The organism is Natrialba aegyptia DSM 13077, assembly GCF_000337535.1.
Lineage (GTDB): Archaea > Halobacteriota > Halobacteria > Halobacteriales > Natrialbaceae > Natrialba > Natrialba aegyptia.
In genome coordinates this window covers 114640-127249 of sequence record NZ_AOIP01000017.1, presented here as the reverse complement: position 1 = coordinate 127249, position 12610 = coordinate 114640, and the positions used below count along the sequence as shown (strand labels likewise).

Sequence of the window (12610 nt, the reverse complement as noted above, 5' to 3'; positions counted from 1 at the left end):
ATGTGTATAAGAGACAGCCTTCGGACAGTACTGCAGACCGGTCTCCTTGTGGTAGAGGGCGATCTCCTCGGCGTACCGTTCGACTTCCTCCTCGCGAGTATCGTACTGGTCGATGCCGACGAGCGCGCGCGTATAGTCGGCGACGAGCACCGAAAGCGCCTGTGCCGTCCCGCCAGCCGAGCGGATCGGCCCGGCGTAGTAGACGTTGACGAACTCGGTGCCGTCGTCGTTCGGCAGTATTTCGACCCGATCGATGCCCTCGATCGGAGCCGCGACGACACCCTCGGTCAACAGGGCAACCGCCGTCCGGACCGCCCCCTCGATCTTGCCGGCTTTCGTCTCGTAGTCGCCGACGCGACCCTCCGCGAAGTCCTCCGCGAGTTCGAGTGCGGCTTCCTCGCGACTCATCTCGCCTTCGAGTTCGCGAACGCGGTCTGCGACGCCGTCGATGCCGAGGATGTTCTCGACGCGGTCGGCCATGTCTCTGGCGGTCGGGATTTCGACTTCGGGTTCGGGATCGCCGCCGCGTTGCTTGGCGCGTTCGGCGACGTCGAACGCCTCGTCGAGCTGGGATTCGAGTCGGTCGAAGTACTGTTCGTCTTCCGCGCGCATTTCAGAGCCAGAGGTCGAGTTCGGTAGTGTCGTCGTACTCGCGGACGAGTTCGTCCTCGAAGACGCGCAGGTGGACCTCGCCGGCCCAGACGGTGGCTTCGTTCAGGTGGCCGGCGTAGGTGGTGCCGTCGGGATCGGAGAGGACGGCGTGGGTGTGGGCGAAGCGCTCACCCTCGAGCAGAGAGACGTTACCGACGCAGCTCGCGACTTCGAGGGGCTCGTCGAACTCGATCGGATAGTACTCGCACTCGTCCTGGTCGTAGAACCAGAGTTCGGCGTCCTGGACGGCACCGAGGGCGGTAAACCAGGCGGCGTCGGCCTCGACGTCGTCCGCGAGGGCCTCGATTTCGGCGCGCCAGTCCGCGCCGGTGTCGAGGCGCGCGACGTACTCGGCTGCGGTGTCGACGGCTCGGTAGTTCATACGGCGATACTGTATGTGCCGATGGAAAAAGATCACTGTTCCTGCTAACTGAACCGGTAGTCCGCCGTACGAAGCGGTGCCGTCTGTCGGATGGTCCTGGCCTGTACCGTCCGTCTCGGCGCTCTGTGTCGGGCGGTTCGCCCGGTCGGTGGACCCGCTGTAAAACGATCGCCATAGCTGATACTGTCGGACAGAACGACGTGAAGAGTGGTCGCTCCGCTGGGGCCGTCGCCGGTGGAGACATCCGCAGAACGCATGCGTTCTGCTGGGCATCGCAAATCGACGGTTTGCGCAACGGCCGCGGATTCGCGACTAACTTCGTATTGACTTCTATCCAACATATGAACGCGGGTCGAATGGACAACCGTCCGCCGGAGCGGCGGAGATGTCCACATTCATCCGACGCTCGACAATACTGGTTATCAGAGCGCACTAAAAGACGTGTAAAAGCCCATTACGGCAGGTGGATCGAGAGTATCGTCGTTATTCGTCCGGTTTGGGAGAGGATAACAAAGAGTCGATGACAGAGTATCTCGAGAGGATGGTACGGAAGTCACCATATGTCACCCGGCGCCGGGTTCTCGCATCGGGAACGGCGGCATCAGCGGTGGCACTCGCAGGGTGCATCGGGGGGGATGGCGATGACGACGACGGAGACGAACTCATCGATCCGTCGGATTATGATTACGAGCGGGAAGAACCGGACGACGAGGAAGCCGCACGCCAGAGTACGATCGAATATACCCAGGAACTGGAGCGAGACGAGGACTTCGATCCGATCCACTCCAACGACGCCTACAGCGTCCAGGTCTCGAATCTGGTGTTCGACGGCCTCTACGAGTGGGACGACGGACTCGGACTCGAGCCGAAAGTCGCCACGGACATGCCCGACGTCGAGCGCGACGGCACGCGCTATCTCTACGAGATCAACGAGGGCATCGAGTTCCACAACGGCGAGGAACTCACCGCCAGCGACGTGGCCCACTCGTTCATGGCCTTCCAGGAAGAAGACAGCGTCAACCTGGCCCAGTACGAGATGGTCGACTCCGCGGAGGTCATCGACGACTACCAGGTGCAGGTCGACCTCGCCTACCCGTACGGGCCGTGGGAACTCCAGACGATGGCGATCTCGGTCGTCCCCGAAAGCGAACGCGAAAGCGAATCCGACCGCGAAGAGTTCAACACGAACCCGGTCGGTTCGGGCCCGTTCGTCTTTAGCGACTTCGAGTTCAACGAGTACGTCACGTTAGAACGCAACGAAAACTACTGGGACGAGCCACAGCCGTATCTCCAGGAGATCACGTTCGTCGACAACGTCGACGCGGCGAGCCGAATCGGCGAGATCCGGGCCGGCGACACCGACGCGATCGCCGACGTGCCGAACGACGACTGGAGCGAACTCGAGGACGACGACGGCATTCGCGTCCACATCAGCGAGAGCCCGTCGTACATGCATCTGACCTTTAACTGTCGCGACGACGCACCGACGAGCGACCCCGACGTGCGGCGGGGAATCTGTCACACGTTCTCGATGACGGACTTCGTCGAGTCGCGGCTGCCGAACGTGGCACAGCCGTTGTCCGCGCCGATCCCGCCGATCACCAACGAGCAGTGGGACTTCCCGCTCGACGACTGGCAGGAGGAGTACTATCCGGGGTACGATCCGGATCAGGCCGAGGAGTTGCTCAACGGCGCGGTCGACGACGACTGGAGTCCGACGATCGTCGCGCCGGGAGACCACCGCGGCGACCTGGCGGAGCGGATCGTCACGCGACTCAACGAGATCGGGTACGACGGCGCGCAAGCCGAAACGCTCGACTTCGGGACGCTGCTCGACCGGACCGTCTACAACGAGGAACCCAGCCCGGACGACTTCCAGGCGTACCTCCTCGGCTGGACCGGCGGCCCGGACCCCGACGCGTACCTGTACAACCTCTACCACGAGAGCCAGACGGGCATCAATCAGGCGCACTTCTACGAGGGAAGCGACTCCTTCCACGACGACATCGCCGAGGCGCGCGAACTCGCCGATCAGGAGGAACGCTACGCCCTCTACGAGGGCGTCATGGTCGAGATCCTCGAGGAACTGCCGTCGCTGCCGGCGTACTCGTTCCACAACACCATGGCCTCGCGCGATTACGTCAAGGATCTGCACGCACACCCGATGGTCCAGCAGAACCCGCGCGTCGTCTCCGAGTACGGAAACGTCTGGACCGACAACTGACGCGCTCGGCGACGAGCGCGAACTCGCGGGTCGCGAGAATCGAGCCGGCCTCCGAAATCGAGGCCCTCAACCGAAATCTGAAACACGACACGACAAATGGGACTCCTTCGCTATACGGCAGGTCGCGTGGTACAGGCGATTCCCGTGTTGATCGGGATCACCGTAATCACGTTTATCCTCGCGAATCTGGCCCCGGGTGATCCGGTGCGACTCATGTTGCAGGGCCAGGAGGTCAATCAGGAGGTTATCGCGCGTATCGAACGCCAGTACGGCCTCCACAGGCCGCTGCACGAGCGGTATCTGACGTACATGGGCAACGTTCTGCAGGGCGATCTCGGCCACAGTATCCACCGGGATCGGCCCGTCACGGCGCTACTCGCCCAGCGGGCCGGACCGACGCTCATGTTGGTTCTGTCGGCGTACGCGTTCGCCCTCGCGACCGCGATTCCGCTCGGGATCATCGCGGCGACGCGGCGAAACGAGCCGACGGATCACGTCTCCCGGATCGTCGCGCTGATCGGCGTGAGCACGCCCTCGTTCTGGATCGGCATCGTGCTGATCCTGATCTTCGCGATCCAGCTCGGCTGGCTGCCCTCGAGCGGGTTGGTATATCCGTGGCGCAGTCCCGACCAGTACGGCTACAGCGGCTATCCCGAATTGGCGTATCAGACGATACGACATCTGCTGTTGCCGATGATCGCACTCGGCACGCTTCAGATGGCGACGCTGATGCGCGTCGAGCGGACGCAGATGATCGAGTCGCTGCAGGGAGAGTACGTCAAACTCGCGCGAGCGTACGGCGTTCCGGAGCGAACGATCCTTCGGAAGCACGCCTTCCAGGTTGCTCAGCTCCCGATTATCACGATCATCGGGCTCAATCTCTCGACGGCGCTGGGCGGTGCCGTGCTCACGGAGTACGTCTTCAACATCAACGGCATCGGGCGGCTGTTCCTGGAAGCGATCCAGAGCCTCGACTACCAACTGATCATGGGGATCACGATCGTGATCGGGACGATGTTCGTCGTCGGCGTCATTATCACGGACATCTCCTACGCGTACATCGATCCCCGCGTCACCTACGGAGAACACGACTGAGATGGCATGGAACGGCGAGGAGACTGACCGGAGATTCGACCACAACCAGGGAGGAACCTAAGCATGGCACTCGGCGAAGCACAGACGGACGAGAGCCACGGGCCGTCCGAGGACGTCGAGGCCGAATACGGCTGGCGCTACACGTTCTCGAAGGTGATGGAGGACACGACCGCGCGGTGGGGGCTGTACGTCGTGGCGCTCGTCCTGCTCGTCTCGACGTACACGTTCATCGACAGCAACCTCTCACAGCTCACGTTCGGTGCCTTCTCCGACTTTACGTTCGCGGAGACGCTCCCCATCTTCGACCATCCCGAGCGAATACCGCCGCCGGGCGAGGGCGAGGAGAACATGCCGCCGGCGTTTCACGCCGACGGATCGCTGAGCAATCCGCTCGGAACCGACCCGAGCGGTCGCGACTACTTCACCAGGATCGTCTACGGCGCACAGGTCTCCGTCAGCGTCGGCATCGTCTCGACGCTGATCGGCTTCGTCGGCGGGACGATCATCGGCGCAGTTTCGGGATTCTACGGCGGCCGCGTCGACGACGCGCTCATGCGGATGGTCGAAACGGTGTACGCGATTCCGCCGCTGATCCTCATCATCGTCTTCACGGTGTTCGTCAGCGGCGGCAGCCCGGACATCACCTACGCCATCCTCGGCGTCGGAATCACGTTCATCCCCGTCTTCGCCCGGATCATCCGCAGCGAAGTGCTGTCCGTCCGCGAGATGGACTACATCGAGGCCGCGAAGGCCTCCGGCGTCAAGAACCGCAACATCATCCGCAGGCACGTGATCCCGAACAGCTTCGCGCCCGTCCTCGTCTACGCGACGCTCCAGATCGGCGTCACGATCCTCATCGTCGCCGGCCTCTCCTTTCTCGGCTACGGGGCGCAACCGCCGACGCCCGACTGGGGCCAGATGCTCAACACCTCCCACGGCTACATGCACTCGAACGTCTGGCTCTCGATCTGGCCCGGCCTCGCGATCCTGGTGACGATTATGGGATTCAACCTGTTCGGCGACGGCCTGCAAGACGCGCTCGATCCGCGAATCAACGACTGAGAGACAGACCATGACCGCCATCCAGACTCCACCCCCGACCCCCACAACGATCCCACACCACCGATGAGTTCACGTTCAGACCCACTCCTTCGCGTCGAGAACCTCAAGACGCAGTTCTTCACCGACGCCGGCACCGTCCGCGCCGTCGACGGCATCTCGTTCGAGGTCTACGAGGGCGAGATCGTCGGCCTCGTCGGCGAGAGCGGAGCCGGCAAGAGCGTCGCCTCGATGAGCCTCCTCCGGCTCGTCGACTCCCCCGGACAGATCGTCGACGGCGAAATTACGTACAAGGGAGAAACCATCTTCGGACTCGAGGAGGGCCCCGACGGCGACCTCCGCGAGCGCGAGGACATGCTGACGAACGAGGAGGTTCGGACCCGGATCCGGGGCAACGAGATCGCCGTCATCTTCCAGGATCCGATGGAATCGCTCAACCCCGTCTTCACCGTCGGCAGCCAACTGCGCGAGTTCATCGAACTCAACCGCGACCTGTCGAGCGACGAGGCGCGCCGGGAGGCGGTCGACATGCTCCGCGAGGTCGGCATTCCCGATCCGGCGGAGCGCTACGAAGAGTACCCTCACCAGTTCTCCGGCGGGATGCGCCAGCGCGTGCTCATCGCCATGGCGCTCGCCTGCGAGCCGAACCTCATCATCGCGGACGAGCCGACGACGGCGCTCGACGTGACGGTCGAGGGCCAGATCATCGACCTCGTCGACGACCTCCAGGCGAAGTACGGGACGAGTTTCATCTGGGTCACCCACGACATGGGCGTCGTCGCCGAGATCTGCGACCGGGTGAACGTGATGTACCTCGGCGAAATCGTCGAGCAAGCGCCGGTCGACGAACTGTTCTACGACACCAAACACCCCTACACCGAGGCGCTTCTGAACTCGATGCCCCGACCCGACCGGACCGTCGCTGAACTCGATCCGATCAGGGGGGTGATGCCGGAGGCGATCAACCCGCCCGCAGGCTGTCGATTCCACCCGCGCTGTCCGGACGCGCGGGAGGCGTGCAAGCGGATCCATCCCGAAAACAGGGAGGTCGCCAGGGCCGACGGGCAACCGCATCGAGCGGCCTGCATCAAACACGACGTGTTCGGCGACGAGTACGAGGAGAGCGTCCCGCTCGAGGGGCGTGCACAGGAGACTGCTGCGAGTGCGACTGACGGCGGCGAAAGCGAAGGGAGTGGGGTCGAGAGTCGGAGTCAGAGTGGGAATGGGAGTACAAGCAAAACCGACTGGCGACGGGGAGGTGACGACCGTGAGTAGGAGTTCACCCGACGGCCGACTGGGATCCGAAATGACGGGTGAGACGGTCCCGTACGGCGAGGCGCTGATCGAGGTCGAGGGGCTGAAGAAGTACTTCTCACAGAGCGGCGGGCTGTTGCCGGGAATCTCTCTCGATACGAACCAGTTTCCGCCGATCAGCGTCGGCGAGGAACGGGTCAAGGCCGTCGACGACGTGAGTTTCGACATTCGGCGCGGCGAAACGCTCGGGCTCGTCGGCGAGTCGGGCTGTGGCAAGAGTACGCTGGGGCGGACGATTCTGCGATTGCTCGAGCCGACCGCGGGGACGATTTCGTTCAAAGGCGAGGATCTGGCGACGCTCAGTGGAGAGAATCTGCGCACTAAGCGCTCGGAAATCCAGATGATCTTTCAGGACCCGCAGGCCTCGCTCGATCCGCGGCTGACGGTTGGCCAGATCATCGAGGAGCCGATGCGCGCCCACGGAATGCTCGACGACGAAGGCCGCGAGGCCCGGGCGAAAGACCTGCTGGAGAAGGCCGGGCTGGACCCGCACCACTACAACCGCTATCCCCACGCGTTCTCGGGCGGCCAGCGCCAGCGGGTCAACCTGGCCCGCGCGCTGTCGGTCAATCCGGACTTCATCGTCTGTGACGAACCCGTCTCCGCGCTCGACGTGTCCATTCAGGCGCAGGTGTTGAACACCATGGAACGGCTCCAGGACGAGTTCGGCCTCACCTACCTCTTCATCGCCCACGACCTCTCGGTGATCCGCCACATCTCCGACCGCGTCGCCGTGATGTACCTCGGGAACATCGTCGAACTCGCCGAGAAAGAAGAACTCTTCGAGAATCCCCAACACCCGTACACGAAGGCGTTACTCGACTCGATCCCGGTTCCCGACCCGCGGGAGACCGGCGCGCGCGGGGTGCTCGAGGGCGAGGTCCCGAGTCCGGTCGATCCGCCCTCGGGTTGTCGGTTCCGCACGCGGTGTCCGCGCCTGATCGCCCCCGAAGCCTACGAGTGGGACGGCGAGGAGTGGGAGCGGACACGGTCGTTCATGCGGGCGGTCAAACGACGGACGTTCGAACCGATGCCGGCCGCCGAGATTCGCGCGGAGTTCTTCGGCGGCACGCTCCCGCAGGGCGAACCGGGACGGATCGTCGAGGAAGCGATCGAGTTCATCGCGACGGATCGTAAAGCGGGGATGCAGACGAGCGGGCAAGCGAAAGCGGCGACGGACGAAGCGGGCACCGAGCGTGACGGGCCGACCGTCGACTGGGAGCAAGCGACCGACCGCTTGCTCGAGGCGTTCGCCGAGCAGAGCATCTGTGCGAGAGAGCGGCCAGCCTACGAAGTCGAGTCCGAACACGGTTCCGGGACGCACTTTGCGGCGTGTCACCTCCACCGGTGAGTGCTGAAGTACCACATTACAAATACAACTTATAGTGAGAGTTACTCGATAGGTAGTAAATACTGTCCACGAGTATACGGCAGAATAGCGCGATAAAAGTGGAGTTTCAGATTTTGCTTCGATCGAGTCGTCGGTGAGTAACCACACAATCTTTCATATCATAAATACTTATGTGGTCGACACCACTAGTAACTCGTGTATGAGTAAGATTCTCGCTACAGTGGCTGCGTGCAACCGCACGGTCGCAAAGGCTCGACGAACGATCGAACACTCCCCCGAGTTCGGCAGCGACGACGACCCCGACGAGGACGGGCGGCCGACGACGCGCATCCCGCCCGGCGGCTTCCTCACGGGATAAGCGACGGACGAAGACGAACCGTCGGCCGTCGGTACCGGGCCGCGATACCGCACGCCACTCACGTTGCCCTCCTGTCGCGTCCGCTGCCGGTTCTCTCGGTCGATTTCAGCCGCTCAAACGGCGCACGGTCCGTTCGGCGATTCGCCTCTCTCATCCATCTCATCGATCTCACTCATCTTGCCCATTTTGCCCATTTTGCCCATCTTGCCCATCTTGTCCGCTTCGCCCACCTCACCTACCGAATCCGGATGCTCGCCGTGTCGCTGGGCTGATACCGGCCCTCGCGCGTCGCGACGAACGCCCGAATCTCGTACTCGCCCGGGTCCGGCACGACGAACTCGTGACGATCCGTGGTCCGTTCGAAACGGCCGTTCCAAGTGACCGTAATCTGTTTTCGCTCACCGCGGTCGAATCGAAACGCCGACGGCCGTGACCGCATGTATCGCCGCTCGTCGCTGGCCTCGAGTTCGCCGGCGACGGTCCACCCCCAGCGGCGCTGGTGCGGCGTCGGAACGGCGACGGCGACCGGCAGCCGGTTCCGAAACGTCACGGTGAACTCGACGGGGTCGCCGCGGTCGTAGACATCGCGGTCGGTCGTAACCGTCACGGAGATCGCACGACGGGCGAGGCTGACGGGAACGAGCGCCGCGAGCAGCGAGGTAAGGGTATAGCGCGCGTTGCGGTCCGCTCCGGCGTCGGTCCTTACGGTATCGGGTCGGCGGTCTGTCCGCTGGCGGCCAGCCATCGACTACCGACTCAACGGCGATGTACTAAACGCTACGTCTCGTTCACGCGCTGGTAGAAGGCCGGCGTTCCGTCGGAAAAGAGCCGCAATCGAACGTCCCACCTGACCGGCCCCCACCGGTACAGGTCGAATCCCCCTATCGCCAGGCCGGAAGTGTCATTGCCTCCTCCGCTCGCATCGAAAGCCACGCGTCGTCTGCAGAGATGTCCGCAATGACGAACTCGTCGCTCGAATCGGTCGAATCGATCGAGCCGACGACCGTCTCGTCTGCCGTCGTGGTGTGGGGATTCATACTGCCGGACGAAAGTCAGTGAACACTCGATCGTGTCTCACGGAGCGTCGCTTGTGGCGACGACCGTTTGAGTGCGATCGACGTGTGNGTGAACACTCGATCGTGTCTCACGGAGCGTCGCTTGTGGCGACGACCGTTTGAGTGCGATCGACGTGTGAATAGTTTTGTCCGGCAGTATCAACACCATGGTAGAACATCCCACCCTTGGACATATAAGGCCGTCGAATCGGACCCCTGAACCGGCGCGTGGGCGGGCCAACGGTTGGGCATCGAGTGCAGGCACAGGAAACACTGGGTTTATACTCATTTTCGCCCTACAGTGGGGACATGAACGTAGCCGATGCGATGACGCCTCGTGAGGACGTGGTGACCGTCGACCTGCCAGGCACCCGTTCGGACGTCCTCGAGTACCTGCAAGAACAGTCGTTCTCGTCAGTTCCGGTCGTCAAACCGACCGATAACGGTCCGGAATACCGCGGACTGGTCTCGCGGGATACGCTGATCGAACAGCCCGACGAGGACCAACTCGTCATGCTGATGGACGACGTGCCGACGACGACGCGCGAGACCACGCTGGAGGAGGTCGCCCGTACGATGGTCGAAGAAGGCGCGCGCCGCGTCCCGGTCGTCGACGGCGAGTTCGAGGGCATCGTTACGGTGACGGACGTGATCCACGCCATCGCGGCCGGCGATCAGAAAACCGACGATACCGTCGGCAACTACGCCAGCGACAACGTCAACACGACCTACGAGGGCACGCCGCTGCCGGTCGCCGAACGCGAACTGTCCTACGCGAACGTCCCCTACACCGTCGCGCTAAACGACGACGGTCGGATGAGCGGCGTCCTCACCGAAGTCGACATCATCGAAGTCGCCCGCATCGTCGAGGGCGAGGAGGAAACGGGCAACAACTTCCCGGACCAAGACTCCGAATGGTCCTGGGAGGGCATCAAGGCCGTCGGCAGCCGCTACCTCCCGACGCGGGACATCGAAATCCCCGCCGAACCGGTCCGCGAGTTCATGAGCGACGACGTGGTGACGGTCGCGACGGAGAAGTCGATCCAGAACGCCGCCCAGCAGATGATCAGCAACGACATCGAACAGATCCCGATGGTGTCGGGCGAACAACTCGTCGGCATCGTCTGCGACGTCGATCTTCTGGAGGCCCTGTATGAGTGAGCAACAGACTGAATCAGCGGAGACGGACGACTCGATCGGCGAGAAACTCGTCGAACTCGCAAAGCGCCGGGGCTACTTCTTCCAGTCCTCGGGTGCCTACGGCGGCGTCGGCGGCTTCTACACGTTCGGCCCGCAGGGCGCGGCCCTGAAGGGCAACGTCGAGGACGCCTGGCGCGACCGTTTCGCCGTCGCCGAGGGCAACATGGAGATCGACGCCCCGACGATCATGCCCGAACCGGTCTTCGAGGCCTCGGGCCACCTCGACGGCTTCGACGACATGCTCGTCGAGTGCGCCGAGTGCGGCGAGAGCCACCGCGCGGACCACATCGTCGAGGACAACACCGAGTACGAGGACGCCGAGAGCCTCCCCATCCCCGAGGTCGAGGAGGTCATCGCCGAGTACGAACTCGTCTGTCCGAACTGCGGTGCCGGCCTCGCGGGCCAGGCCGTCGAGACGTTCAACCTCATGTTCGCGACGAACATCGGCCCCGGCGACTCCCAACCCGGCTACCTGCGCCCCGAAACCGCTCAAGGCATCTTCGTCGAGTTCCCGCGGCTCAAAGAGTACGCGCGCAATCAACTGCCGTTTGGCGTCACCCAGATCGGTCGGGCCTACCGCAACGAGATCAGTCCCCGCCGATCCATCATCCGCACCCGCGAGTTCACCCAGGCCGAACTCGAGTTCTTCATCGACCCCGAAACCGACGAACCCGACCTCTCGGCGGTCGCCGATGTCGAGGTGCGCCTCTATCCGGCCAGCGAGCAGAACGTCGAGGACGGCGAGGAGATTCGGACGACCATCGGCGACGCCGTCGCGGAGGGCGTCATCGCGAGTCCGTGGGTCGCGTACTTCCTCGGCGTCGCAAAGCGGTGGTACGACGCCGTCGGCGTCGATATGGACCGCTTCCGGTTCCGCCAGCACCTCGCGGGCGAGCGCGCCCACTACGCGAGCGACTGCTGGGACGCTGAGGGCGAACTCGACGGCAACTGGATCGAACTCGCCGGCTTCTCCGACCGCGGCGACTACGACCTCTCGAAACACGCCGCCCACTCGGAGGATCGCTTTACCGTCTTCCGGCAGTACGACGAACCCAAGACCGTCGAGCGCGCGACCGTCGACCCCGACATGAGCTACCTGGGCCCGGAGTTCGGCGGCGACGCCCAGGCCGTCGTCTCCGAACTCGAAACCCTCGCGGAACGCGACCGGGCCGCGTTCGAGGGCGACAACGTCACGATCGAACTCGACGGCGAAAGCCACGAACTCCCGACCGAGAAGACCGGCTTCGCGGTCGAAGAACAGACCGAGGCCGGCGAGCACATCATCCCGCACGTCATCGAACCCTCCTTCGGCGTCGACCGCCTCGTCTACACCGTCCTCCACCACGCCTACCGCGAGGACGAAGTCGACGGCGAGGACCGCACCTACCTCGAACTGGATCCCGAGGTCGCACCCACCTTCGTCGGCGTCTTCCCGCTGCAGAACGACGACGAACTCGAGGCGACCGCGAACGACATCGTCGCCGACCTCCGCGACGCCGGCCTGTCGGTAACCTACGACGACTCGGGCAACATCGGTCGGCGCTACCGCCGCCAGGACGAGGTCGGCACGCCCTTCTGCGTCACCGTCGACTACGAAACCCTCGAAGAGCGCGAGGCGCAACGCGCCTCGGATACTGCGAGCGGGGATTCCCCGCGAGCCGAGGCGACGACCGTCACCGTCCGCGAACGGGACACGACGGCCCAGAAGCGCCTTCCCGTTTCGGAACTGCCGGAGATCATGGCGGACCTTCGCGCTGGCGACCTCGCATTCGAGGAACTTGACGGCGAGAACGAGAGCTAACGAATCCGTCTGAACTCGCTGTGTGACGGCCGCGTTCGCGCTGCATTCTTCGTGTCCATCACAGTCAAAGCGAGCCGTACGGATGCCGGTCGATCCGAATCGTACCCGAAACCAATACCA

Annotated in this window: 11 protein-coding genes and 1 pseudogene; 8 read left to right on the top strand and 4 right to left on the bottom strand. The window is 63.7% G+C overall.

What is annotated here, in order from left to right; all coding sequences use genetic code 11:
• Together C480_RS08960 and C480_RS08955 are read right to left on the bottom strand one after the other, a co-directional pair.
• Positions 1-612 (bottom strand): annotated as a pseudogene (locus C480_RS08960) (DNA polymerase II large subunit); the annotation flags it as partial.
• Position 613: 1 nt separating this feature from the next.
• Positions 614-1033 (bottom strand): PPC domain-containing DNA-binding protein, encoded by a 420-nt coding sequence (locus tag C480_RS08955; protein WP_006665290.1) that lies wholly within the window; start codon positions 1031-1033, stop codon positions 614-616.
• Between the two features lie 607 nt (positions 1034-1640).
• Between C480_RS08955 and C480_RS08950 the strand changes: the two genes are divergently transcribed.
• From C480_RS08950 to C480_RS23785, 6 genes are all read left to right on the top strand, one after another.
• Complete coding sequence (locus C480_RS08950) at positions 1641-3257, top strand: ABC transporter substrate-binding protein (RefSeq protein ID WP_006665289.1); 1617 nt, start codon at positions 1641-1643, stop codon at positions 3255-3257.
• Between the two features lie 96 nt (positions 3258-3353).
• Complete coding sequence (locus C480_RS08945) at positions 3354-4352, top strand: ABC transporter permease (protein ID WP_006110885.1); 999 nt, start codon at positions 3354-3356, stop codon at positions 4350-4352.
• A 63-nt stretch (positions 4353-4415) separates the two neighbouring features.
• Positions 4416-5414 carry an ABC transporter permease gene (locus tag C480_RS08940; protein WP_006665288.1) on the top strand — a complete coding sequence of 333 codons (999 nt, stop codon included), beginning with the start codon at positions 4416-4418 and terminating at the stop codon, positions 5412-5414.
• A 63-nt stretch (positions 5415-5477) separates the two neighbouring features.
• Entirely contained in the window at positions 5478-6686 is a 1209-nt protein-coding gene (locus tag C480_RS08935) for an ABC transporter ATP-binding protein (protein ID WP_006665287.1), read from the top strand.
• Positions 6687-6717: 31 nt separating this feature from the next.
• Positions 6718-8076 (top strand): ABC transporter ATP-binding protein, encoded by a 1359-nt coding sequence (locus C480_RS08930; protein WP_006665286.1) that lies wholly within the window; start codon positions 6718-6720, stop codon positions 8074-8076.
• A 199-nt stretch (positions 8077-8275) separates the two neighbouring features.
• Positions 8276-8434, top strand: a complete 159-nt coding sequence (locus C480_RS23785; RefSeq protein ID WP_006665285.1) for a hypothetical protein — start codon at positions 8276-8278, stop codon at positions 8432-8434.
• Positions 8435-8669: 235 nt separating this feature from the next.
• Here C480_RS23785 and C480_RS08925 read toward each other — a convergent pair whose 3' ends face one another.
• Together C480_RS08925 and C480_RS23780 are read right to left on the bottom strand one after the other, a co-directional pair.
• Positions 8670-9179, bottom strand: a complete 510-nt coding sequence (locus C480_RS08925; RefSeq protein WP_006665284.1) for a hypothetical protein — start codon at positions 9177-9179, stop codon at positions 8670-8672.
• A 136-nt stretch (positions 9180-9315) separates the two neighbouring features.
• Positions 9316-9471 carry a DUF7556 family protein gene (locus C480_RS23780; RefSeq protein WP_006665283.1) on the bottom strand — a complete coding sequence of 52 codons (156 nt, stop codon included), beginning with the start codon at positions 9469-9471 and terminating at the stop codon, positions 9316-9318.
• Positions 9472-9798: 327 nt separating this feature from the next.
• Here C480_RS23780 and C480_RS08920 point away from each other — a divergent pair, with 327 nt between their 5' ends.
• Both C480_RS08920 and glyS read left to right on the top strand, forming a co-directional pair.
• Complete coding sequence (locus C480_RS08920) at positions 9799-10650, top strand: CBS domain-containing protein (protein WP_006665282.1); 852 nt, start codon at positions 9799-9801, stop codon at positions 10648-10650.
• Positions 10643-12490, top strand: coding sequence for a glycine--tRNA ligase (gene glyS / locus C480_RS08915; protein WP_006665281.1), 1848 nt, complete (start codon positions 10643-10645; stop codon positions 12488-12490). The genes C480_RS08920 and glyS overlap by 8 nt, the downstream gene beginning before the upstream one ends.
• The last annotated feature ends 120 nt before the right edge of the window (positions 12491-12610 follow it).

What these genes read in the sequence shown, in the direction of transcription:
- C480_RS08945 (WP_006110885.1), top strand. Translation starts at nt 3,354, where the DNA reads ATGGGACTCCTTCGCTATACGGCAGGTCGCGTGGTACAGGCGATTCCC.
- C480_RS08940 (WP_006665288.1), top strand. Translation starts at nt 4,416, where the DNA reads ATGGCACTCGGCGAAGCACAGACGGACGAGAGCCACGGGCCGTCCGAG.
- C480_RS08930 (WP_006665286.1), top strand. Translation starts at nt 6,718, where the DNA reads ATGACGGGTGAGACGGTCCCGTACGGCGAGGCGCTGATCGAGGTCGAG.
- glyS (WP_006665281.1), top strand. Translation starts at nt 10,643, where the DNA reads ATGAGTGAGCAACAGACTGAATCAGCGGAGACGGACGACTCGATCGGC.
- C480_RS23785 (WP_006665285.1), top strand. Translation starts at nt 8,276, where the DNA reads ATGAGTAAGATTCTCGCTACAGTGGCTGCGTGCAACCGCACGGTCGCA.
- C480_RS23780 (WP_006665283.1), bottom strand. Translation starts at nt 9,471, where the DNA reads ATGAATCCCCACACCACGACGGCAGACGAGACGGTCGTCGGCTCGATC.
- C480_RS08920 (WP_006665282.1), top strand. Translation starts at nt 9,799, where the DNA reads ATGAACGTAGCCGATGCGATGACGCCTCGTGAGGACGTGGTGACCGTC.
- C480_RS08955 (WP_006665290.1), bottom strand. Translation starts at nt 1,033, where the DNA reads ATGAACTACCGAGCCGTCGACACCGCAGCCGAGTACGTCGCGCGCCTC.
- C480_RS08925 (WP_006665284.1), bottom strand. Translation starts at nt 9,179, where the DNA reads ATGGCTGGCCGCCAGCGGACAGACCGCCGACCCGATACCGTAAGGACC.
- C480_RS08935 (WP_006665287.1), top strand. Translation starts at nt 5,478, where the DNA reads ATGAGTTCACGTTCAGACCCACTCCTTCGCGTCGAGAACCTCAAGACG.